Origin of the sequence: Plastoroseomonas arctica (assembly GCF_018128965.1) — a bacterium.
Classification (GTDB): domain Bacteria; phylum Pseudomonadota; class Alphaproteobacteria; order Acetobacterales; family Acetobacteraceae; genus Plastoroseomonas; species Plastoroseomonas arctica.
In genome coordinates, this window is record NZ_JAAEDH010000035.1 from 1 (window position 1) to 22,265 (window position 22,265).

Below are 22,265 nucleotides of genomic sequence, written 5' to 3' on the forward strand. Positions count from 1 at the left end.
GGCCGCGGCGGTGCTGCGCGGCGACTGGCCGCGCGCGCGGCCGGTGCCGCTGTGGGACGGGCAGGCGGGCGCACGGATGGTCGCGCACCTCTCCGAGTTTCTGCCGTGACGGCGCCGCCGCTGGTGCTGATGCTCTCCGCCGCGCATCCACCCGATGACGTGCGCGTGGTCGTAAAGGAGGGCGCCGCGCTCGCCGCCGCCGGCTGGCGCGTGCGGCACCTCTGCCCGTCCGGCGCCGCCGCACCGCCGGCGATGGTTGCGGGCGTCGCCATCGAGAGTTTCGCCCGCGCGCAGGGACGCTGGGCGCGGCTGCGCGGCATCCCGGCACTGGCGCGGCGCGCGGCGTCGTCGGGGGCGACGGTGCTGCACGCCTCGGAACCCGATGCCTGGGTCGCGGCCTGGCTCGCGGCGCGGCGCGGCGGCGCGCGTCTGGTGATCGATGTGCATGAGCATTACCCCTCGCGACTTGACGGCGTGCTGCCAGGGCCGCTGCGCCCGCCCGCGCGCGCGGCGCTGAGGCTGTTCTGCCGGGCGATGGCCGCGCGGGCGGATGCGGTAGTCGTCGCCAAGGATGGGCTGGCGGAGGATTTTGGGCGCGGCGCAGGCTGCGTGCCGGTGCGCAATCACGCCGATGCGCTGCCGGTCGCGCCGCGCCGGCATCGTGCGGGGCCGCTGCGCCTGGTCCATCTCGGCGCACTGACGCGGGCGCGCGGCTGGCCGGAGATGCTGGCGGCACTCGCGTTGACCCAGCCGGACACGCGCCTGGTGCTGCTCGGCCGCTTCACCGATGGCAGTGAGGCGGCGTTCACCCGCGAGGCGGATCGCCTGGGCCTCACCGCGCGCATCGAGCGGCATGGCTGGCAGCCGCGCGTCGACGCGCTCGCGATGGCAGCTGGCTGCGATGTCGGCCTCGTCCTGTTCCAGCGGGGCGAGGAGAATCACCGCCTCGCGCTGCCGCACAAGCTGTTCGACTGCATGCTGGCCGGGCTGCCGGTGATCGCGCCGGCCTTCGCGACCGAAGTGGCGGCCGTGGTGCGGGCGGCCGGCTGCGGCGTGCTGGTGGATAGCGGCGACCCGCGCGCGATCTCGGCGGCCGTCGAAGACCTTGCCGACCCGGCACTGCGCGCGCGCCTGGGCGCGGCGGGGCGCGAGGCGGCGCTTACCCGGTTTTCCTGGTCGGCTGAGGCGGTGCGGCTGGTGGCACTCTACGACCGGTTGGCGCCGCTCGCCCCGCCCCCCGCATGCGCCGCGCCGCCGGTCTGCGTCGCCTCGCCATAGGCCCGAGCAAGATCGGCAGCAAAGCGCTGCCGCTCCGCGCGCTGCGCCACCGCGTCGGGAAGGCGCAGCAGGTAGGAGGGGTGGACGGTGGCGCGCAGATCCATGCCGTCCGCGGTCTTCAGGTGCAGGTCGCGGCTTTTCGTCACCGGCATGGCGCGACCGGTAAGCGCACGCAGCGCCGTGGCCCCCAGGGCGAGGACCAGGCGCGGTCGCACCAGCGCCACCTCGGCCCGCAGGAAGGGCCTGTAGCGCGTGATGTCGCCGGCATCGGGCGTCTGGTGCAGGCGGCGGCGGCCCTGCTGGGTGTACTTGAAGTGCTTGACCGCGTTGGTGACGAACAGGGCGTCGCGCGGCACCTCCGCCTCCTCCAGCACCGCGTTGAGCAGGCGGCCGGCGGGGCCCACGAAGGCGCGGCCGGCGAGGTCCTCCTCGTCGCCGGGCTGCTCGCCCACAAGCATCAGCGCCGCGCCGACCGGGCCTTCGCCCATCACCGGCTGGGTCGCGCGTGACGCCCATTCGGGCAGGTCGGCGGCGAGGAGTTGCGCGCGCAATTCCGCGAAGCCTTCGGTGGATGTCGCCATGGGGGTCCTCCGGCGTTGCGGGTTGGGGTTGGGCGCGGCCGCGCCGGCCGCGACCATCGCGCGGACGCGGGAGGGCGCCTCGGCGATCAGGCGCGGGATGTCCTGCGCCTCGGGCAAGTTCTTCCAGTATTTCTCGGGCATCTCGGCGCGCATCGCGGCGGGCTTCAGCCGCGCGGGGTTGAAGATCGCGCCGAAATAGGCGCGCCACAGCGCCTCGCCGGCATCGGGGGGCGGCAGCGCGTCGCGGCGTCCGGCGGGGCCGATGCTGAGTGCGGCGCCATCCCAATGCAGGCTCAGGCGCGGGGTCGCGATGGACCAGCGCAGCTGGGCGAAGCGGCGGATGAAGAAGCCGGCCTCGGCTTCCTCGATGTAATGGTCGGGCTCGAACCAGGCGACGTGGCGGGGACCCTCGATTTCGGTGAAGCGGACGAAGGCGTGCATCTTGTGCGCGTCACGCCGCACCGCCTTGGCCATGTCGCGCAGCCGCGCCACCACGGGGTCCGCCGCGTCGTCGAGCAGCCCGCGCGCGCCGCCCGCGATGCGGCAGAGCACATCGTAGAGCAGCGCAAAACGCGCGGGGTCGCGATGGCGCACCGCGACCTCGGCAAGCGCGAGGAAGTCGCGCGGCACCAGCGGCATCGCGGCGTCCGCGCGCGGTGGCGGGGGTGGTTCGCCGCCGAACAGGTCTCCGGCCTCGCCGGGGACATGGAACACGAGGCGGTCGGGGGAGATGCCGGCACGCCAGGCGTCGCGCGCGGCCGCGCGCCAGCCATCGATATCCACCGGTCCGGCCAGGACGACAGAATAGGCCATCAGAACAGCGATCCCTGGACCGGCGCCGGGGTGAGTTGCGCGCGCAGATGCGCCCCGTCGAGCATGCGCGGCCGATGATCCAAGGCGACGAGAAAGGGCAGCGCCGGGGCGAGCCGCACGCCCAGCCGCGCCAGGTCATCGACCCTCAGGCCGCGATGCCGCCGCGTGGCCAGGATGCGCCCCACCGTCTTGGCCCCAAGCCCGGGTACGCGCAGCAGCATCTCGCGCGCCGCGCGGTTCACGTCGACCGGGAAATCCGCCCGGTTCTTCAGCGCCCAGGCAAGCTTGGGGTCGATCGCGAGGTCGAGCATGCCGCCCTCGCCGCCGGCCACGATCTCGTCGAGCGAGAAACCGTAGAAGCGCAGCAGCCAGTCGGCCTGGTAAAGGCGATGCTCGCGCACCAGAGGCGGCGCGCGTGGCGGCAGCGCGACCGAGGCATCCGGGATCGGCGAATAGGCCGAGTAGTAGACGCGGCGCATCCCGTAGCCGCTGTAGAGGCCGACGCTGGTGCCGAGCACCGTCGCGTCATCCGAGGCATCCGCGCCGATGATCATCTGCGTCGACTGCCCGGCCGGGGCGAAGCGCGGAGCACGGATACGGCGTTCGCCTCGCTTCGCCTCCTTCGCATCGGCGATGCGCGTGCGCAGCCCGCCCATGGCAGTATGGATGTCGGCGAAATTCTTCTCCGGCGCCAATGCCGCGAGGCTCGCGGCCTGTGGCAGCTCGATGTTGATCGACAGTCGGTCGGCGTGCAGCCCGGCCTCGGCGAGCAAGCCCGGATCGGCGTCGGGAATGGTCTTGAGGTGGATGTAGCCTTTAAAGCCATGGTCGACGCGCAGACAGCGCACCACGCGGATCAGCTGCTCCATCGTGTAGTCCGGATCGCGGATGATGCCTGAGGAGAGGAACAACCCTTCGATGCAGTTGCGCCGGTAGAAATCCAGCGTGAGCTGGACGACCTCGTCGACCGTGAAGCGGGCGCGCGGCGTGTTGGACGTCGCGCGGTTGATGCAGTAGGCGCAGTCAAACACGCAGGCATTGGTCAGCAGGATCTTGAGCAGCGAGATGCAGCGCCCATCGGGCGCGTAGGCGTGGCAAATGCCCGAGCCCTCGGTGCTGCCGAGCCCGCCCTTGCGGCTGTCCCGCTTGTCGGTGCCCGACGACGCGCAGGACGCATCGTACTTCGCCGCATCGGCCAGGATCTCGAGTTTGCGCAACAGGTCCATGTTTCCTATATGTTCGCAATCCGGGACTAGGCAAGCCTCACTTTCCTGCCAGCATCGCAGGATGCATCCCGCTGTGTTCCTGGGCGCCCGCGCCGCCCTCGCCGCCCCCGCCATTGCGATGGGCGCGACGTTCCTCGCCTTTGGCGCGGCGGTGCGGGAGGCGGGGCTGTCAGCCGGCTGGGCGCTGGCCTGCGCCTGGGCGGTCTACGGCATGCCCGGGCAGTTGGTGGTGCTGCAATCGGCCAGTGCCGGGGGCGGGGTCATCGCGACGGTGGTGGGCGCGGTCGCGGTGAATGCCCGCTTCCTGCCGATGGCGGTCGCGCTCACACCGTGGCTGCGCCGGCGCGATGGCGACACCAGGCCGCTGCTGCTCGCCCATTTCATCTCCATCACCACCTGGGCGGCGGCGATGCGGGTGCTGCCGGATCAGCCGGTCTCCGCGCGGCTGCCCTGGTTCGCGGGGTTCTGCGCGGGCGCCTTCCTCATCGCAGGGGCCAGCACCGTGGCGGGGCATGTTCTGGCGGGCGCGATGCCGGCGCCCCTGCGCACCGCGCTGGTCTTCGCCAACCCGCTCTACTTCGCGCTGCTGATGTCGGCCGACCTCACCCGGGCGGGACCGCGCCGCGCATTGCTGGCAGGCGCAGCGGCCGCCCCCCTCGCGCTGGTGCTGCCGCCGGCCTGGGGGCTGCTCGCCGCAGGGCTGATCGGTGGGACCGTCGCCTTCCTTATCGGGCACCGGCGGGCGTGAGCGAGCCCGATCTCGCGCTGCTGCTGACAGGGCTCGCCTGCCTGGTGCTACGCCTCGCCGGCGTGCTGCTGGCGGGGCGGCTGCGTGCGGACCACCCCTTCATCGCCTGGGCGTCGAGCGTGGCGCAGGCGACGTTGGCGGTGTTTGTCGTCCTCGCCGTGCTGGCGCCGACCGGGGCGCTTGCGCAACTGCCGCTGCATGCGCGGCTGGTCGGCCTGGGCGTGGGGGTGGCGGCCTATTTCCTGCTGCGCGAGCGGTTGCTGCCAGCACTCGCGATCGGGCTGGTGGCGGTGGTTCTGGTGGGATGAACAGAGCCCCGGTTGCATCGAGCGTGGCAGGGCGGCGGCGGCATCAAGGACGCTGCGCGCCGGCTTCGCCGGTCGCCTGCGGCGAACCTTGACCCCGCCACCACCGCCCCACCATGGAGATATGCGGCCGGGGCGGAGGAACGGCGCTTTTGACCGAACAAAGGAACAGGTTTAGCGGCGACGCGCGGCCATCCGCGCGATGCCAAGCACCGCGTTGCGGGCCACCGCCACATCGGGCATGCCGGTGGTCTTGGTGCGGCGCTCGGCCTCCAGCAACGCGGCGCCGGCGGCGGCCAGGGCGTTGGGGGACCAAAGGCGCAAGGCGCGCTCCATGGCGCCGCGCTGCTTGAAGAAGACTGGCGGCCGCAACCCGGCCAACGCATCGCCCGGCGAGGCCCCGCCGGCCACCGCATCGGCCGCCGCCTGCAGCCGCTGCATGTGGCGCAGCGTCGCGCGCACCAGCTGGACTGCATTCGCCCCCTCGGCGAAGGCAGCATCCAGCGCGGCGTCTGCGCGCGCGACATCCCCGCCCGATGCCGCGAGCAACGCCTCATCCATGTCGAGCTGCGCGCCGCCGGCGATGCAGGCGGCCGCGTCCTCTTCCGTGATCAGGGCGCCGGGTCCGGCATACAGCGCCAGCTTCTCCAGTTCGCGGCGCATCACCATGCGGTCCTCGCCCAGGCGCGCGGCCAGCCAGGCGAGGGCGGCGGGTTCCGCGCGCACGCCGAGCCCCGTGAGCGTCGCCGCCATCGCGGTTTCCAGCGCCGCGCCGGTCTCCGGGTAGCAGGCGATCACCGCCGCGGCCTCGTGCTTCTCGAGCGCGAGGCGCAAGCCCTTGTTGCCGGCGAGCTCGCCCGCCTCCAGCAGCACGATCCCCGGGCCGAGCCCGGCACAGGCGGCCTTGGCGGCGGCGGCCAAGCCATCCGTCGCGTCGCGCACCCGCACGATCCGCCGCCCGCCGGTGAGTGCGGGCGTCGATGCCTCGGCAGCGAGCAACCCGGCATCCTTTGCCGCCGCCTCGCGCGCGATGTCGACCATGCGGAAGGCGTCGCCCTCGGCCACGCGCTGCACGAGTGCGGCGCCACGTTCGCGCACCAGCCCCTGGTCCTCGCCATGCAGCAGCACCACGCGCGTCTCACCGGTCTCCGCGAGGAAGCCCGGGATGCGCCGCGCGTCGAGCTTGGCCATCAGGCGGCCGGGCGGTTCGCGAAATAGATGGCCAGGCGCCGCGCCAGATCCTCGGCGAGTTGCTCGACCAGGCGGCGCTCCATCGCGTCGCGCGAATTGTCGGCGGCGAAGAACTGGTTCTCCGGCAGGCCATAGGCGTCGAAGGCGCGCTCGGTGCCGTTGCTCAGCAGCACCGGCGGCGTCGCCATGGTGTAGAGCGACCAGGCGGAGGTGCCGACATAGCGCACGCGTGAGGGCGTGCCATCGCGGCGGTAGCCCTCGATCTCGGCGGCGAAGGCGACACCCGCGCGCAGATCGTAGCGTGCCTGGGTGCCGGTGGTGACGAAGCGTTCCTCCAGCGCCCGGCGAAAGATCTGGCCGTTGCGGTCGGGCACGCGCGCGACGCGCACCGCGGACAGTTCGCGCGCGACATCGGCCGAGGGCCCGGCGCCCCCGGTCGCATAGAGGGGCCGGAAGCCGCATCCGGGCAGCGCCAGGGCGGTGCCGCCGGCGAGGAAAGCGCGCCTAGACCACAAAGTTGACGATCCTTCCCGGAACATGGATGCGCTTGCGGATGGGCTTGTCGCCGATGGCGCGGAGGACGTTCTCCTCGGCAGCGGCCAGACGGAACACGGTTTCCTCATCCGCGTCCACCGCCACCTCGATGGTGGCGCGCAGCTTGCCCAGCACTTGCACCGCCAGCGTCACGGTATCGGCGCGCAGCATCTCGGGGTCCGCCTCCGGCCAGGGCATCTCGGCGACCAGGCCGGCCCCGGGGCGCAGCAGCGCGTGCATCGATTCGCCCAGATGCGGCATCGCCGGTGCCGCGAGGCGCGCCATGACGCAGAGCGCCTCGATCAGCGCCGCACCCGAGGCGGCTTTCGCCTCCTCGATCGCCTTGGCGAATTCGTAGAGCTTCGCGACCGCGACGTTGAAGGAGAAGCTGTCCAGCGCATCGGTCACGGCCGCGATGGCGCGGTGGGTGGCGCGGGCCAGGTCGCGCGTCGCGCGCTCCTCGCCGGCTTCATCGGCGCGCGGGAGCGCGGCTTCCGCGATGCGGTACAGGCGCTGGGTGAAGCGGAAGGCGCCGGCGACGCCGGATTCCGTCCATTCCATGTCGCGGTCGGGTGGGTTGTCGGACAGGATGTACCAGCGCGCGGTGTCGGCGCCGTAGCGGTCGATGATGACGCCGGGGTCGACCGTGTTGCGCTTGGACTTGCTCATCGCCTCGACGCGGCCGACGGCGACGTCCTCGCCGGTCTCGTTGTGCACCGTGGTGCCGTCCTGGCGCAGATGCACCTCGTTCGGGTAGAGCCAGCGGCCATCCGCGCCCTTGAACGAGGCGTGCGTCACCATGCCCTGGGTGAACAGGCCGGCGAAGGGTTCGGAGACCGAAAGGTGGCCCGTCTCGCGCATCGCGCGGCTGAAGAAGCGCGAATAGAGCAGGTGCAGGATCGCGTGCTCGATGCCACCAATATACTGGTCCACCGGCAGCCAGCCATCGACCGCGGCGCGGATCACCGGCACCTCGGCATCGGGCGAGCAGAAGCGGGCATAGTACCAGGAGCTGTCGACGAAGGTGTCGAAGGTGTCGGTCTCGCGCCTGGCCGGCGTGCCGCAGCGGGGGCAATCGACATGCTTCCAGGTCGGGTGATGGTCAAGCGGATTGCCTGGCCGGTCGAAGGTGACGTCGTCGGGCAGCACGACGGGCAGCTGATCGTCCGGCACCGGGACCGGGCCGCAGGCGGTGCAATGGATGACCGGGATCGGGCAGCCCCAGTAGCGTTGGCGGGAGACGCCCCAGTCGCGCAGGCGCCAGTTCACCACGCCCTGGCCCTGGCCCTGCGCTTCAAGTTTCGCGATCGCGGCGCGCTTCGCCTCGGGCACCGGCAGGCCGTCGAGGAAGCGGGAGTTGAACAGCGTGCCGTCATCGACATAGGGCTTGCCCGGCAGCGCGTAGGTGGCCGCATCGGCGCCCGGCGGCAGCACGACCGGCGTGATGGTCAGGCCGTATTTGGCAGCGAAGTCATAGTCGCGCTCGTCATGGCCGGGGCAGCCGAAGATCGCCCCCGTGCCGTACTCCATCAGCACGAAATTCGCGATCCAGACCGGGTAGGTCGCGCCGTCGATAAAGGGGTGCGCGACGCGGAAGCCGGTGTCGATGCCGCGCTTCTCCGCCTGCTCGATGGCAACCGCGCTCGTGCCCATCGAACGGCATTCGGCGATGAAGGCCGCGGCGTCCGCGCTGCGTTCGGCGGCCGCGGCGGCCAGCGGATGCTCGGCGGCGACGGCAAGGAAGGACATGCCGAACAGCGTGTCCGGGCGCGTCGTGAAGACCTCGATTTCGTCGACGCCCGCCTGCGGCTCCACCATGGGAAACCGCACCCGCGCGCCCTCGCTGCGGCCGATCCAGTTCGCCTGCATCAGTTTCACCCGCTCCGGCCAGCGGTCGAGCGTGGCTAGGCTCTCCAGCAGCTCGGGGGCGAATTTGGTGATGGCGAAGAACCACTGGCTGAGCTGCTTCTTCTCCACCACCGCGCCCGATCGCCAGCCGCGCCCGTCGATCACCTGCTCGTTGGCCAGCACGGTGCCGTCCACCGGATCCCAGTTGACCCAGCTCTCCTTGCGCTCGACCAGGCCGTCCTTCCAGAAATCCAGGAACAGCTTCTGCTGCTGGCCGTAGTAGCCGACGTCGCAGGTGGCGAATTCGCGCGCCCAGTCGATGGAGAGGCCCATGCGCTTCAGCTCGGCGCGCATCGCGGCGATGTTGGCGTAGGTCCAGGCGCCGGGATGGATGTTGCGCTCGCGCGCCGCATTCTCGGCGGGCAGGCCGAACGCATCCCAGCCCATCGGGTGCATCACCTGGAAGCCGCGCGCGCGCTTGTAGCGCGCCACCACGTCGCCCAGCGTGTAGTTGCGCACATGCCCCATGTGGATCTTGCCGGAGGGGTAGGGAAACATCTCCAGCACATAGTATTTGGGCCGCCCGGGGTCCGGCACGTCGGGCACCACGAAGCAGGCGCGGTCGTCCCAGGCCTGCTGCCAGCCGGGCTCGGCGGCGCGAAAATCATAACGAGGGGCAGGCGCGTCGGACATGCAGGGGCAATCTCAAGGAAGGACAGGTGGCATAGGGCCGCCCTGCGCGGTTTTCCAGCCCCCATTGCGCAAGCGGGCGGGATGCAAGACGGTCCGCCCATGATCCGCACCCTGCGCGCCGTCGCCCTGCTGCTGCCGTTGCTGGCGCATGGCGCAGCGGCGCAGCGTGCCGAGCCGGTACCGGCGCCGAGCCCACCGCGGCAGCCCGCGACGCCCCCCGCGCAACGCGCGCTGCCGCCGCGCGGGGGCGGATTCGAGGCGTTTCGCACCGCATTCTCCGCCGCGTCGCTGCCGCCCGGCGCCGGCGCCGGCACGGTCACCGGCTGGGCGCTGCACTATCGCGGCGCGGTACCGCACGCAGCCTTCGTGATCGCGGCCGCGCCCAATGGCCGCGTCCTGCGCTGGCGCTTCGTGAGCGGCCGCCCGAGCGCGGAGGCCGCCCGGCGCGACGCCGGCAGCCTGTGCGAGAGCCAGGATCGCGCGAATACGCCCGACGGCACCACCTGCCGCATCCTCGCGACCGACCTGGCACCCGAAGGCCAGCCGGCGGTGATGGAAGCGCGCACCGAGACGCTCGGCCCCTTCCGCGCCAGCCCCTTCCACTGGCGCCACGGGCCCGAGCGCGCCGCCGGCGTGCTGCTGTGGAGCCATGGCTATGGCGGGCGCGACGTGGACAGCCGCAATTCTCCGGCGCCAGGCTTCGTCTCGTTGCTGAACGATGCCGGCTGGGACGTGTATCGCTTCGACCGCAGCCCGCTCGAGGATGACCTCGCCTCCTCGCTGCCCCGGCTGCTGCGCGAGGCGCCGCTGCTGCGCGGGGCGGGCTATCGCCGGGTCGTGCTCGCCGGGCAGTCGCGCGGGGCCTGGCAATCGCTGCTGCTGGCCGGCGCGATGCCCGAGTCGGTCGATGCGGTGGTTGCCACGGCGCCGGCCGCACATGGTGCGCAGGGCACGGGGCAGGGCGCCGCGGTCGATGATTTCCGCCGCGCGCTCGCCGGCTTCCCCGATGCCCGGCCGCGCCTCGCCGTGGCGCTGTTCGACGATGATCCCTTTGACCCCGATGTCGCCGCACGGACCGCGCTGGTCGAGGCGCTGGCGGCGCGCCGCACCGGACCCACATTGCTGATCCGCCCCGGCGCCGCGATCCGCGGCCATGGCGGCGCCAGCGAGGTCGGCTTCACCCAGGCCTACGGCGCCTGCCTGCTGACCTTCCTGATGGCCCCGGAAGCGGCGGCGCCGCGCGGCCTGCGCCGGGCCGGTTGCGGCGGCGGCTAGGGCCGCGCGCCGCTCGCGCGCAGGATCGGCAGCCACTTGTCGGCCTCGGCGCGCACGAAGGGCGCCGCAGCGCCGGCGAGGATATCCACCCCCGCATCGGCGAAGCGGCGCTGCACCTCGGCATCGGCCTGCGCTTCAACGACCGCCGATGCCAGGGCCGCGACGATCTCCCCCGGCGTGCCGCGCGGCGCGAGCAGCACCTGGAAGGAGGAGGCGGAGTAGCCGGGCACGCCGGCCTGATCGAGCGTCGGGATATCGGGCAGCAGGCGGGAGCGCCGCGCCGTGGTGACGGCGAGCGGGCGGACCTGGTTGTCGCGCGTGAAGGGCGCCAGCAGCGTCTGGCTGTCGATCATGAAGTCGATCCGGCCGGCCAGGAAATCGGTCACCGCCGCGGGCGTGCCGCGATAGGCACCACGGTGAAGTCCACCCCCGCCAGGGTCTTGAGCAGCTCACCGGCCAGGTGCGAGGCCGCACCGATGCCGGTGGTGGCGAATGTCGCCTCGCCGCGGCGCGTGCGCAGCCAGGCAAGGAATTCAGGCACCGTGCGGGCCGGAACCGAGGGGTGGACGCACAGAAGGAAGCTCTGGTCGCCCACCAGCGCGACGGGGATGAAATCGGCCAGCGCGTCGAAGCCGGCATCGGGGTAGAGCGCAGGGATCACCACATGTGCGGCGCCGTTGAACAGCAACGTCTGGCCATCGGGCGCGGCACGGGCCGCCGCACGCGCGCCGATGGTCGAGCCCGCGCCGGGGACGTTGTCGATGACGAAGGGCTGGCCGAAGCGGCGCGCGAGAGGTTCGGCGATGATCCGCGCGACCACGTCGATAATGCCCCCCGCAGCGAAGGGCACCACCAGCTTCACCGGCCGCTGCGGCCAGCGCGGCTGGGCGCGGGCGGTGACGGGAAGGGCAAGCAGAGGCAGGGCGCGGCGGGTCAGCATGGCAGCCTCCAGGGTCTGCACGGATGATCGCTGGCTTCGGCACGCGGGTAAACGCTACTTCCCCTGCCACACCGCCGGGCGCCGCGCGAGGAACGCCTCAACCCCTTCGGCGAAATCCGCGCTGGTGAAGCACATGGTGACCAGGTCATCGCCATGCGTGTTGCGCGCGTCCTCGCGCAGCCGGCGCATCGCCTCCTTGGTTGCGCGCAAGGTCAGCGGCGCATGTCCGGCGATGGTGGTGGCCAGCGCCTCGGCGCGCGCGTGCAGGGCCTCCATGTCGGGCAGGATCTCGTTGAGCAGGCCGGCGGCCTTGGCCTCCTCGGCCTCGATCAGCCGCGCGGTGTAGACCAGGTCGATCACCCGGGCCGGCCCGATGAGTGCGACGAGGCGGGCGTAATTCGCCATCGACAGGCAATTGCCCAGCGTCTTCGCGATGGGAAAGCCGATGCGCGCATTGGCCGCGCCCAGGCGCATGTCGCACACCGCCGCGATCCCCGCCCCGCCGCCGGTGCAGGCACCGGAGATGGCGGCGATGGTCGGCTTCGGGCAGCCCTCGATGGCGGTGAGGATGCGGTCGATCTTCTCCTCATAGGCCAGCGCATCGGCGGGGCCGGAGAAGCTGCGGAACTGGTTGATGTCGGTGCCCGCGGCAAAGGCCTTCTCGCCGGCGCCGGTGATGACCCAGGCTTTTATCGCCGGATCGGCGCCGATCTCGCCGGCCAGGCGATACAGGCCCTCATACATTGCGAACGTCATGGCATTGCGCGCCTGCGGGCGGTTGAGAACCGTCCAGGCGATGCCGCCGCTTCGGGTCTCGTGGAGGAGGTCAGTTTCGATTTCTTGGCTCATGACGGGCTTCCTAGGGCGTGTGCGCTTCCTATCCGATCTCCCTACCCGCGGCGCGTCAATCGACGCGATTCCGGTCGCCTTGGCTCGCTGCGACGGGCCCCTCGCATCTTTCGACGAGTGCCAAGATTTTGGCTGGAACTGGCTCGGCGCGGACACGGGGTCGGAGAGTTTCGCGATAGTCATGACAGAATTGACACGTGATGCCGCGTATCAACAAATCGCCCCGCGTTGCCCTCGTCGCTTATCAGCAAAGGGGACGGGGTGCCGGAAATCCTGGGGAGCTAGCGCATTATGCTGCCGAAGACGCGTGGGGGTGCGTTCGTCCTGCGGCGGGTATTTCCGCCGAGTGAGGGGCTCGGCACGTCCTTCCTGGGCGGCAAACCGCGGCTGCCGCTCGACGTCGCATGGCCGACCACGAAGGACGGGAAAGGGTTGAGCTTCCTCGGGCAGATAGACCTCGACGCGCTGCCAAAGACACGAGCGCGAAATCGGCTGCCCAGCGGGGCGCTATTGTTCTTTGTCTACACCGCTGACTTGTTTAGCCGCTGCGATCAGCCAGGCCATTCTGCCGTGCTGCATGTGACCGGGGGCCTCGCATCCATCCCGCCGCGGGAGCCGCCCGAGCACGTTCCATCCGTCTACGGCAACAGCGCAAATTTTTATCTTCCCTGGGTGCCGCCAGACAGTGCTTGGTTGCCGCCAACGAAAGGCGTGCCAGCGCCCCAGGGGCCACGCAGCTTCCCCTCCTGGAATGTTGAAGGCAGCAGCCTGCGCACTGTGGTGGATGCTCGTGACGGGCGCGAGATCACCGGGAAGGATGGTGTGCGGCACCGCAACTCGGCCGATGCCGCGATCTGGAGGGCCTACGAAGGCGTCTTTGGGCCTGCGCCGCTGTGGGAATATCCGACCTGGTGGGAGGAGAAAGATTTGCCGCGCCTCGGCGACCACCCGCTGCCGCTTGCGCAGAGGGAGGTGGCTTGGGTGCCCGACGATACCTGGCCCTATGCCTGGATCAACATCCAGATCTTCGCTGCCAGCTTCATGAAACAGCTCGAATTCAAGGAAATATCCGAATTTAAGGGCCGCACGTCTGATTCGGAGCGCTTCCTCACCGAAGCGGCGTCCTGGCACTTGGAAGGCACGCAGGCCGGCCCATTCACGGGCGTTACGGCCGATCGGCGGGCGGCTTTCCGCGCCTGGTCGGATGCGATCGGACCGGCCTTTCCAAGCTTCAGGCTGCGGCAGCTCAACGAGCTCACCGGAAAGGCCTTCGTGGCCGGGGCGGATGCAATGCTCGGCTATGCGCCCGAGGCCGCGCGATCCTTGCTGCCAGCGCGGCTGCTGCCTGTGCTGGCAGGGCGACATGCGCCATTTGCACGGCGAAAGCGTAAGGATCCGCTGCTGGTACGACACCAACTCCTCGGCCATGGTCGGAGCGTGCAGGGCGCGCCCGAACGGCTCGGTGAGGATCACCTTCTGCTTGGTCAGTTCGATACCGATGACGGGATGTTTTGGATGTGGGGGGACGTCGGCGTTCTGCAGTTCTGGATCACGCCCGCCAATCTTGCAGCCGGGAACTTCGCAACCTGCATCATGACGTTGGAGTCGCAGTGAAGCCGGTTCGCCGCTGCCGCTCGCCCGCTCCTGCGCCGCGTCATCCTGCCGCCGCGTTCAAGAGCGGCTAGAGATCTGATGGTCAGGAGCCGCAGCCTCTCCAGAGTGGCATGCCATGAGCACGCTTGCGCGACGCGCGCTGATTCGAGAAGGGCCGCATGACCGCGGTCAATGCCGCGCTGATCGAGACCGTCGCCGCCCGCTACGCCGGCGCCGGCCGCTTCGCACAGGGCTTCGTGCGCGGCAAGCTGCGCCATGACCCCGCGAATGCGGCGATCTTCGCACTCGCCATGCCGGATTTCGGGCATGTGCTGGATCTGGGGTGCGGGTATGGGCAGCTTGCCCTCGCCCTGCTGCTCGGCGGCCGCGCGAACCAGGTGACTGGGCTCGACCGTGCCGGCCCCAAGATCAGCTATGCGGCGGGTGCCGCGGCAGGGCTGCCGGCCCGCTTCGAGGCGGCCGACATTGCCAGCGCGCCGCTGCCCGAATGCGATACGGTCCTGCTGATCGACGTGCTCTACCAGATGCCAGCCGCCCTGCAGCGCGACCTGCTCGCCCGCGTGGCGCAAATCGCTCGGGCCCGCGTGCTGGTCCGCGCCTTCGACCCGGCGCTCGGCTGGCGCAGCCAGGTGGGTTTCGCGATGGAGCGGATCGGCCGCACGCTGCGGCGCGAGGGCGCGCAGGCCGCCATCGCGCCGCTGCCGCTGCCCGAACTGGCCGCCCCCCTTGCGGCGGCGGGGTTTTCCGTCAGCATCCGGCCCTGCTGGTCCGGCACGCCCTTGCCCAATGTGCTGCTGATTGCGGAGCGTGCCCCATGCTGAGCCGAACACTCGCCACCCTGCTGCTCTGCGCCCTCGCGCAGGGTGCTGCCGCGCAGGAGCTGCGCCTGCCGGTCCTCGAGATCGGCGTCGCCGGCGGCGGCGGCTACGTGCCGGACTACCCCGCCGCCGGCGAGGGCCGCGTGCGCGGCATTGCGGCCCCCTACCTCATCTATCGCGGCGAGATCCTGCGCAGCGACGACCGTGGTGCGCGGCTGCGCGCCGCGCTCAGCGACGATGTCGAATTCTCGATCAGCGCCTCCGGGTCGCTGCCGGTCTCCTCATCGGACAACGACGCCCGCCGCGGCATGCCCGACCTCGACCTGCTCGGCGAGATCGGGCCGACGCTCCGCCTCACGCTTTGGCGCAGCACCGCCGGGGACTACCCGGTGCGGCTGCTGCTGGACACGCCGGTGCGGGCGGTGTTCTCGACCGACTTCACCTCCATCAGCTTCCGCGGCGTCACCTTCTCGCCCGACATCTCGCTCGAGGCGCGCAACGTCGTCCTGCCCTTATCGCGCCTGCGCGCAACGCTCGGCGTCACCTTCGCCTCGGACCGGTTCATGGAGTATTTCTACGAGGTGAGGCCCGAATTCGCCCGCGCCGACCGCCCCGCCTACGGCGCCAAGGCGGGCTATCTCGGCGCCCGGGCCAGCCTCTCCTACCGCTTCCCGCTCAGCGAGCGGCTGTCGGCCGCGGTGACCGCGCGGCTCGACTATTTCGGCGGCGCGGCGAACCGCGACAGCCCGCTGTTCCGCCGCGACGTCAACGCCTCGGCGACGGTGGGCTTCGCCTATTCGCTGTGGCGCTCCGAAGAACGCGTCGCCGTCGATACCGACGTCTTCGACTGAGCCCTCAGGCGGCGAACACCGCCGCGCCGGCACGGAACGCCGCGAGCCTCGCGGCGAAGGGGCGCGAGATCCGACCTTCCATCAGCGCGGCCAGCCGCGGCGCCATCAGCCGGCGGTTGTGGCGCAGGAAGAAGCGCGCGACCGGGCCGTGGCCGGCATCCTCGACATCGGGGTCCGAGCCCGGGTCGATGTCATAGGGGTGGCAGTAGCACCACAGCGCCTCGGCATCCGCGTTCTGGCGGGAGAACTGCTTCATCCGCCACGGCGGCAGCCAGCGCATGTACATCCCGCCCAGGAACGGGATCGACCAGGGCCCGACCCGGCCGAGCGGGACCGGGATCTCGAGCAGTCCGTCGGGGTGCAGGAAGGGTCGGCGCGGCGCGCCGGGCCAGCCATGCAGGGGGTTCCAGGCCGGCAGCACCGAGGAGGAATAGGCGAACCCCGCCGCGGCGATGCGCCCCGCCGCCCAGGCGCTGCCGGCATCGAGCGAGAACAGCGGCGCGCGAAATCCGAGCACCGGCGCCCCGCCGATCTCCTCGAGCACGGATCGCGCCCGGATCAGCTCGTCGCCCAGCGCCGCCCGGCCACTGCGCGCGAGGGGGCGGTGATGCATGCCGTGGCTCGCGACCTCATGGCCGCGCGCGGCGATCTCGCGCACCAGGCCCGGGTTGCGCCGGGCGACCTCGCCCAGGATGAAGAAGGTGCCCCGGCCGCCACCGGACTCGATCAGGGCCATCAGCGCGTCGGTCATCCGGGCGCAGGCGGCGTCCCCGCGCGGACCCTCCGACTCGACGTCGACGGTGAAGGTGATCACCGGCGGGAGGGGCGCGAACCACCCGGCGCGGGCGTCCTGCAGCCTTGTGAGGGCGCTTGGCGATTGATATTCTTCGCAACTCTTGGACGCCGTCATCGTTGATCCGGTTTCGATCCTGTGTCGTTGGCGTTCCTTATGTGTTGGTAATTCGCCTTTGCGCCAGCCGTACCGTGAGTGGCGGAGATCGTGGCCTGTGATATGGGGTAATGAGACGATTGGAGGAAATCCATGACGGTGCGTGACAGCCTGGCGCTTGAAGGTGAGATGGCCGAGCTGATCGTCGCATCGCTCCGCCTCGAGGTGGCGCCGGCCGAGATCGACCCCGAGGCACCGCTGTTCGGCGAAGGCCTGGGCCTCGATTCGATCGACGCGCTGGAAATCGCCCTGGCGATCTCGAAGACCTACGGCTTCCAGCTACGCTCCGACGACGAGCACAATCACCGCATCTTCGCGAGCCTCCGCACCCTGGCGGCGCACGTCGAGAAGCACCGGGCGCGCTGAATGCGCTCGGCCTTCGCCGCGCGGCTGCTGGTCTCCGCGCCGATCGCCGCCGGTGCGATGGCGCTGCGCCTGACGCACCAGAACAATGCCGCGGCCGCCGCCGGGCTGGCCCTGGTGGCTGTTGCGCTGCTGCCTTCGCGTCGGCTCGTCGTGCTGGTGCCCGTGGCGCTGGGTGCCGCCGCCCTCGCGCTGATGCTGATGCGGCCGGGCGTCGCGGAATGGATGCTCGCGAGCCTTCCCTTCGTGGGCGACACGCTGCTCGCCGCGCATTTCGGCCTGACCCTTCGACCGGGGCGGGAGGCGCTGATCGCGCGCTACATGCGCGCGGAACTGGGCGCGGTGCCCCCCGAATGCCGGCGCTACGCGTGGCGGCTGACCGCGATGTGGGCCGTGCTGCTGGCCGGGCTGGCGCTGGTGCACCTGGCCGCATTGTCCGGCGCCTGGCCCGGCATCGGGGCGAGTGCGGCGCTGCACGCCGTGCTCATCCCCCTGCTGTTCCTGGCCGAGCACCCGTTTCGCGCGCGGGTCTTCCCGGCACTGCCGGCCTCCCCGTTGCGCACGCTGCGCAGCATGCTGCGGGCGAGCCATGCCGGCTGAGATGATCCCGCTCACGCAGCGCGCGGGCGGCGAGATCCTGGCCCGGCGCGGCGCCGAGCCAGTCACCGTGGCGACCTTCCTCGCCGAAGCCATGGCACTCGCCGCGCGGCTGCCGGCGCGCGGGCCGGTGATCAACCTGTGCGCCGAGCGCTACCTGGCGCTGGTCGGCTTCGCCGCGGCGCTGATTGCCGGGCACACCACGCTGCTTTCGGCGGACCGCTCCGCGCGGCGCGTGCAGGAGCTGGTGGCGAGCCACGGCGCCACCGCCATCATCGGCGACAACCCCGACGCGACCTGGCCGCTGCCCTGCGTGGTGCCCGATGGGGCGCGTGCGGATGCCGGCCCGGTGCCGGCGATCGCCGGCGATCACCTCGCCGCCATCGCCTTCACCTCCGGCAGCACCGGGCTGCCGGTCGCACACGCCAAGCCCTGGGGGTCGCTGGTCCGCCATGCCGAGGCCGCGGCGCACCGCTTCGGGCTGCGCCACGCCGACGGCCCGTCGGCCACCATCCTCGCCACCGTGCCGGCGCAGCACATGTATGGCTTCGAGACCACCATCATGCTGCCGCTGCACAGCGCGGCCGCGGTCTATTGCGGTGCCAATTTCTATCCCACCGACATCGCGGAAGCGCTGGCGCTGGTGCCCGGCCGCCGCATGCTCGTCACCACGCCGCTGCAGATCCGCGGCCAGCTCGAGGCCGGCGTGGCACTGCCCACGCTCGAGGCGGTGATCTCGGCGACCGCGCCCCTGGCATCCGACCTCGCCGCGCAGGCGGAGCGCGCCTGGGACACCCGCGTTCTCGAGATCTACGGTGCGACGGAGGCCGGCTCGCTCGCCTCGCGCCGCACCCTCGATGGCGAGGCCTGGCTGCCCTATGACGGCATCGCGGTGGCGATCGAGGATGGTGCCGCGATCGTCGACGTGCCCGGCCTGCCGCACCGGGTGCCGCTCGCCGACGCGTTGGAAGCGCTGCCCGAGGGCCGCTTCCGTCTGGTCGGCCGGCGCAGCGATGTCGTGAAGCTTGCCGGCAAGCGCGCCTCGCTGGCCGGCCTCAACCGCATCCTGTGCGAGATCGAGGGCGTGCGCGACGGCGTCTTCATGGCGCCCGACGACATCGAGGCCGACCCGGGCGCCAGGCTCTCCGCCTTCGTCGTGGCCCCGGGCCATTCCCCCGAGCAGATCATCGCCGCACTCCGCCAGCGGGTGGAGAGTGCCTTCCTGCCGCGACCGATGCTGATGGTGCCGGCGCTGCCCCGCGACGCGCTGGGGAAATTGTCGCGCCGGGCGCTCGCGGCGCTGCGCGAGGGGAGCGCGTGAGGCGCGCGGCGCGCGCTGCCTTGACCAATGCGGAACCCGCCCGACCTCCCCGAATGCCAGCATGAGTTTCACCATCGCGCATGACCACCCTGCCCTGCCCGGCCATTTCCCGGCCAACCCCCTGGTGCCGGCCGTGATGCTGGTCGATGCGGCGTCCGAGGCCGCGCGGGCCGCCTTCGCGCTGGGCGCGCTCACCGAAATCCTGCGCGCGAAGTTCCTCGCCCCGGTCCGGCCTGGCGAGACGGTGCAGCTGAGCTTTGCCGAGCGTGCCGGGCGCGTCGTTGCCATCACCGGCACGCGCGAGGGTGTCACCGCCTTCACCATCGAAGCCCGGTTCGCGGCGTGAGCTGGACCGCGCAACCGCAGCGCGGCGGCGGCTGGCTGCGGGTGATGGCGGTGATCGCGCTTGGCCTGGGATGGCGCGCCGCGCAGGCGCTGCTCTACCCGATCACGCTGGTCTACCTGGCCTCCTCGCCGTCGCGCATGCGCCGGGCGTCGCGGCATTATCTCGCACGCGCGCTGGGTCGCGCACCGGGCCTCGCCGACATGTGGCGGCTGTATTTTGCCTTCGCAGCGACGCTGCTCGACCGCGCCTACCTGCTCACCGGCCGCACCGCCGGCTACGCCATCACCATCGAGGGGCTGGACGCGATGCGCGCACACGCCCGGGCCGGGCGCGGCTGCATCCTGCTGGGTGCACATTTCGGCAGCTTCGATGCGCTGCGCAGCATCGGCGGCGCCGACGCGCCGGTCGAGATCCGCATCCTGATGCACCACCACATGGCGGACGCCGCGCATGCGATGTTCAACGCGCTGGACCCGTCTCGGGCGCGCGACATCATCTCGCTGGGCAACCCCGCGGCGATGATCGAGGCGAGCGAGTGCCTCGCGCGCGGCGGCGTCATCGGCATCCTGGGCGACCGGGCACCGCGGGGCGAGCGCATGATCAGCGTGCCCTTCCTCGGCCGCGAGGCGCCCTTCCCCGGCGGGCCGCTGCAGCTCGCCGCGATCCTCGGCGCGCCGGTGCTGCTCTGCTTCGGCACCTGGCTCGGCCCCCGCCGCTACGCGCTGCGCTTCGAGCCCTTCGCCGAGCGCGTCACGCTCGACCGCGCGGCGCGCGAGGCGTCGCTGACCGAATGGCTCGGCCGCTACGCCACGCGGCTGGAGGCGATGTGCCGCGCCCACCCGTTCAACTGGTTCAACTTCTACGATTTCTGGCAGGAGGAGCAGCCCGCATGAGGCGCCGCGCCCTGTTCCTGCTGGCGTTGCCGATGCCCGCGCGTGCCGCCGGCGTCGAGGATGTGATGCGCGGCCTCGCCGCCGTGCGCGAGAGCCGCGCGGTGTTCCGCGAGACCCGCGCGATCCCCGAGCTCGAGGGCGTGCTGCCCTCGCGCGGCACGCTGTCCTGGCGGGCGCCGGACCGGGTCGAGAAGCACACCACGGAGCCCGTGGAGGAACGCCTCACCGTCGCTGGGGACACGCTCACGCTGGAACGGCGCGGGACGCGGCAGGTGCTCAGCCTCGACGCCGCGCCGGAGGTGCGCGCGCTGGTCGAGGCCATCCGCGGCACCCTCGCCGGCGATCTGCCGCGGCTGTCCAGCTTCTACGATGTGCGCTTCAGCGAGCCCGGCGACGGGTCCTGGCGCATTTCGCTGTATCCGCGCTCGGCGCGGTTGGCGGCGGCGGTGCAGGCCATCATCATCACCGGCCGCGGGGCGCAGATCGGCACGGTCGAGACCCAGGAACGCGGCGGCATCACCAGCATGTCGATCGAAGCGCGGCCGTGAAGCGATGGCTGCCGCTGCTGGCGATCCTGGGCCTGCTGCTCGGGGCGCTGACGCTGACCTTTCGCGCGGCACCCCCGGGCGGCGACATGGCGGATTTCCTCCCGCGCAGCGACCGCGCCGAGGCGCGCTTCCTGCTGGGCGAATTGCAGCGCGGCGCCGCCACCACCCTGCTGCTGGCCGGCATCGAGGGCGCCGAACCCGCCGAGCTCGCGCGGACCTCGCGCGCGGTGGGCGACGCACTGCGCGCCTCCGGCCGATTCGCCTTCTTGGCGAACGGCACCCAGGATGTGAGCGAGGCGGAGCGCGAGCAGCTCTTCGCGTACCGCTACCTGCTCTCGCCGGTGACCGATCCCGCCATCTTCACCGCGCCGGCACTGCGCCCGAAGCTGGAGGCGCTGCTGGACGGGCTGGGCTCCTCTGCCGCCCCGCTGCTGCGCCAGTTCGGCTTCGCCGACCCGCCGGGCGCCTTCATCGCACTGGCGCGGGGGTTGGTCGGCACGTCCTCCGTCACCCTGCGCGAGGGCGTTTGGTTCGCCGGCGGCGAGGGCGCGCCGCGCGCCCTGCTGCTCGCGCGCAGCCGCGCCAACGGGCTCGACCCGGACGGCCAGCAGGCGGCGGCCGACACCATCCGCGCGGCATTCGCGGCCGCCGCACCGGGCCAGGCGCGGCTCCTTCTGAGCGGGCCGGGCGTCTTCGCCGCCGAGGCGGCGCGCGCCATCCGCGGCGATGTGGAGATGATATCCATCCTCTCGGCGGTGCTGATCGCGGCACTGCTGCTGTGGCGCACGCGCTCGCCGACCATGGTCGCCCTCGTGGCCGTGCCGCTCGCCGCCGGGACGTTGGCGGGGTTCTGGGCCGTGGTGGCGCTGTTCGGCGCCGTGCATGGCGCGGCCTTCGGATTCGGGATGACCATGCTGGGCGTCGCGGTCGACTACCCGATCCTGCTGCTGACCCAGCGCGAGGGGGCGGAGCCGCTCACGGCCACAGCGAGGCGCATCTGGCCGACGCTGCGGCTTGCCGCACTCGCCGCCATCATCGGCATGGTCGCGATGCTCGGCGCCGGGTTCTCCGGGTTGCGGCAGCTCGGCGTCTTCGCGGCGGTGGGGCTGGCGGTTGGCGTGCTGGTCACCCGCTACGTCCTGCCGCGCCTCGCGCAGCCCTTCGGCATCGCTGCAAGGCCGCTGCCCGGCGCGGTCGTCGCGGGGCTGCGGGCGCTGCCCCAAGCGCGCGTCGCGGCGCTAGGCGTTCTCATCGCAGCGGCGGCCGGGCTGGTGATCATCGGCGGTCCGCGCATCGAGCGCGACATCGCCGCACTCAGCCCGGTCCCCGAGGCGCCGCGCCGGTTGGATGCCGAACTCCGCGCGGCCCTTGGCGCGCCCGATGTCGGCACCTTCATCGTCCTGCCCGCCGCCGATGCCGAGGCCGCGCTGCAGGCAAGCGAACGCGCCGCTCAAGCGCTGGCCCCGCTTCTTGCCGATGGGCGCTTGGCCGGGCTCGACCACCCCGCCCGCTACGTGCCGAGTGCCGCCACCCAGCGCGCGCGACAGGCCGGGCTGCCCGAGGATGCCACGCTGCGCGAAGCGATGGAGGCCGCGCGCGCCGGCCTGCCGTTCCGCGCCGCGGCCTTCGAGCCCTTCCTCGCGGGCGTGGCGCGCGGCCGCACGCTGCCGCCGCTCGCGCCCGG

Annotated in this window: 21 protein-coding genes and 1 pseudogene; 14 read left to right on the plus strand and 8 right to left on the minus strand. The window is 71.9% G+C overall.

Annotated features, from left to right (window positions below; translation table 11 throughout):
* Positions 1-105 precede the first annotated feature (105 nt).
* Complete coding sequence (locus GXW79_RS20360) at positions 106-1,278, plus strand: glycosyltransferase (protein ID WP_211876290.1); 1,173 nt, start codon at positions 106-108, stop codon at positions 1,276-1,278.
* On the opposite strand, the gene GXW79_RS20365 is transcribed toward GXW79_RS20360, so the two are convergent.
* On the minus strand, positions 1,206-2,672 hold the full coding sequence (locus GXW79_RS20365) for a UdgX family uracil-DNA binding protein (protein WP_211876291.1): 1,467 nt from the start codon (positions 2,670-2,672) through the stop codon (positions 1,206-1,208). The genes GXW79_RS20360 and GXW79_RS20365 overlap by 73 nt on opposite strands.
* Positions 2,672-3,898, minus strand: a complete 1,227-nt coding sequence (locus GXW79_RS20370) for a putative DNA modification/repair radical SAM protein (protein ID WP_211876292.1) — start codon at positions 3,896-3,898, stop codon at positions 2,672-2,674. The genes GXW79_RS20365 and GXW79_RS20370 overlap by 1 nt, the downstream gene beginning before the upstream one ends.
* Before the next feature lie 61 nt (positions 3,899-3,959).
* On the opposite strand from GXW79_RS20370, the gene GXW79_RS20375 reads away from it, so the two are divergent.
* Complete coding sequence (locus tag GXW79_RS20375) at positions 3,960-4,646, plus strand: AzlC family ABC transporter permease (RefSeq protein WP_211876293.1); 687 nt, start codon at positions 3,960-3,962, stop codon at positions 4,644-4,646.
* Positions 4,643-4,954, plus strand: coding sequence for an AzlD domain-containing protein (locus GXW79_RS20380; RefSeq protein ID WP_211876294.1), 312 nt, complete (start codon positions 4,643-4,645; stop codon positions 4,952-4,954). The genes GXW79_RS20375 and GXW79_RS20380 overlap by 4 nt, the downstream gene beginning before the upstream one ends.
* Positions 4,955-5,125: 171 nt before the next feature.
* On the opposite strand, the gene holA is transcribed toward GXW79_RS20380, so the two are convergent.
* Genes holA through leuS form a run of 3 tightly spaced genes read right to left on the minus strand, consistent with a single transcriptional unit; the run spans position 5,126 to position 9,217 of the window.
* Entirely contained in the window at positions 5,126-6,142 is a 1,017-nt protein-coding gene (holA, locus tag GXW79_RS20385; RefSeq protein WP_211876295.1) for a DNA polymerase III subunit delta, read from the minus strand.
* The gene (gene lptE, locus GXW79_RS20390) at positions 6,142-6,657 is read right to left on the minus strand and encodes an LPS assembly lipoprotein LptE (RefSeq protein WP_211876296.1); all 516 of its coding nucleotides are present in this window, start codon (positions 6,655-6,657) and stop codon (positions 6,142-6,144) included. The genes holA and lptE overlap by 1 nt, the downstream gene beginning before the upstream one ends.
* Positions 6,647-9,217 (minus strand): leucine--tRNA ligase, encoded by a 2,571-nt coding sequence (leuS, locus tag GXW79_RS20395; RefSeq protein WP_211876297.1) that lies wholly within the window; start codon positions 9,215-9,217, stop codon positions 6,647-6,649. Before leuS ends, lptE begins: the two co-directional genes overlap by 11 nt.
* 99 nt (positions 9,218-9,316) lie before the next feature.
* Between leuS and GXW79_RS20400 the strand changes: the two genes are divergently transcribed.
* The gene (locus tag GXW79_RS20400) at positions 9,317-10,492 is read left to right on the plus strand and encodes an alpha/beta hydrolase family protein (protein ID WP_211876298.1); all 1,176 of its coding nucleotides are present in this window, start codon (positions 9,317-9,319) and stop codon (positions 10,490-10,492) included.
* Here the strand turns inward: GXW79_RS20400 and GXW79_RS21860 are convergent.
* Together GXW79_RS21860 and GXW79_RS20415 are read right to left on the minus strand one after the other, a co-directional pair.
* Positions 10,489-11,432: pseudogene (locus GXW79_RS21860) on the minus strand (Bug family tripartite tricarboxylate transporter substrate binding protein). The gene GXW79_RS20400 and the pseudogene GXW79_RS21860 sit on opposite strands and share 4 nt — an antisense overlap.
* Positions 11,433-11,486: 54 nt before the next feature.
* On the minus strand, positions 11,487-12,281 hold the full coding sequence (locus GXW79_RS20415) for an enoyl-CoA hydratase/isomerase family protein (RefSeq protein ID WP_211876301.1): 795 nt from the start codon (positions 12,279-12,281) through the stop codon (positions 11,487-11,489).
* Positions 12,282-12,572: 291 nt separating this feature from the next.
* Between GXW79_RS20415 and GXW79_RS20420 the strand changes: the two genes are divergently transcribed.
* The 3 genes from GXW79_RS20420 (at position 12,573) to GXW79_RS20430 (ending at position 15,564) form a co-directional block, all read left to right on the plus strand.
* On the plus strand, positions 12,573-13,895 hold the full coding sequence (locus GXW79_RS20420; protein WP_211876302.1) for a DUF1963 domain-containing protein: 1,323 nt from the start codon (positions 12,573-12,575) through the stop codon (positions 13,893-13,895).
* A gap of 158 nt (positions 13,896-14,053) precedes the next feature.
* Positions 14,054-14,716: a methyltransferase domain-containing protein gene (locus GXW79_RS20425; RefSeq protein WP_211876303.1), complete on the plus strand. Its 663-nt coding sequence runs from the start codon at positions 14,054-14,056 to the stop codon at positions 14,714-14,716.
* A complete protein-coding gene (locus GXW79_RS20430; protein ID WP_211876304.1) occupies positions 14,710-15,564 on the plus strand; it encodes a MipA/OmpV family protein in 855 nt (284 codons plus the stop codon). The genes GXW79_RS20425 and GXW79_RS20430 overlap by 7 nt, the downstream gene beginning before the upstream one ends.
* A 4-nt stretch (positions 15,565-15,568) precedes the next feature.
* Here the strand turns inward: GXW79_RS20430 and GXW79_RS20435 are convergent, their stop codons facing one another.
* Positions 15,569-16,378, minus strand: a complete 810-nt coding sequence (locus GXW79_RS20435) for a DUF3473 domain-containing protein (RefSeq protein ID WP_211876305.1) — start codon at positions 16,376-16,378, stop codon at positions 15,569-15,571.
* Between the two features lie 228 nt (positions 16,379-16,606).
* On the opposite strand from GXW79_RS20435, the gene GXW79_RS20440 reads away from it, so the two are divergent.
* The 7 genes from GXW79_RS20440 to GXW79_RS20470 form a co-directional block, all read left to right on the plus strand.
* Positions 16,607-16,879 carry a phosphopantetheine-binding protein gene (locus GXW79_RS20440; RefSeq protein WP_211876306.1) on the plus strand — a complete coding sequence of 91 codons (273 nt, stop codon included), beginning with the start codon at positions 16,607-16,609 and terminating at the stop codon, positions 16,877-16,879.
* The gene (locus tag GXW79_RS20445) at positions 16,880-17,476 is read left to right on the plus strand and encodes a hypothetical protein (protein ID WP_211876307.1); all 597 of its coding nucleotides are present in this window, start codon (positions 16,880-16,882) and stop codon (positions 17,474-17,476) included.
* Positions 17,466-18,794 carry an AMP-binding protein gene (locus tag GXW79_RS20450; RefSeq protein ID WP_211876308.1) on the plus strand — a complete coding sequence of 443 codons (1,329 nt, stop codon included), beginning with the start codon at positions 17,466-17,468 and terminating at the stop codon, positions 18,792-18,794. The genes GXW79_RS20445 and GXW79_RS20450 overlap by 11 nt, the downstream gene beginning before the upstream one ends.
* 61 nt (positions 18,795-18,855) lie before the next feature.
* Positions 18,856-19,140, plus strand: coding sequence for a hotdog family protein (locus tag GXW79_RS20455; RefSeq protein ID WP_211876309.1), 285 nt, complete (start codon positions 18,856-18,858; stop codon positions 19,138-19,140).
* Positions 19,137-20,033 carry an LpxL/LpxP family acyltransferase gene (locus GXW79_RS20460; RefSeq protein ID WP_211876310.1) on the plus strand — a complete coding sequence of 299 codons (897 nt, stop codon included), beginning with the start codon at positions 19,137-19,139 and terminating at the stop codon, positions 20,031-20,033. The genes GXW79_RS20455 and GXW79_RS20460 overlap by 4 nt, the downstream gene beginning before the upstream one ends.
* On the plus strand, positions 20,030-20,581 hold the full coding sequence (locus GXW79_RS20465) for a LolA family protein (protein WP_211876311.1): 552 nt from the start codon (positions 20,030-20,032) through the stop codon (positions 20,579-20,581). The genes GXW79_RS20460 and GXW79_RS20465 overlap by 4 nt, the downstream gene beginning before the upstream one ends.
* A partial coding sequence (locus GXW79_RS20470; RefSeq protein ID WP_211876312.1) for an MMPL family transporter occupies positions 20,578-22,265 on the plus strand: 1,688 nt, incomplete at its 3' end. The genes GXW79_RS20465 and GXW79_RS20470, both read left to right, overlap by 4 nt.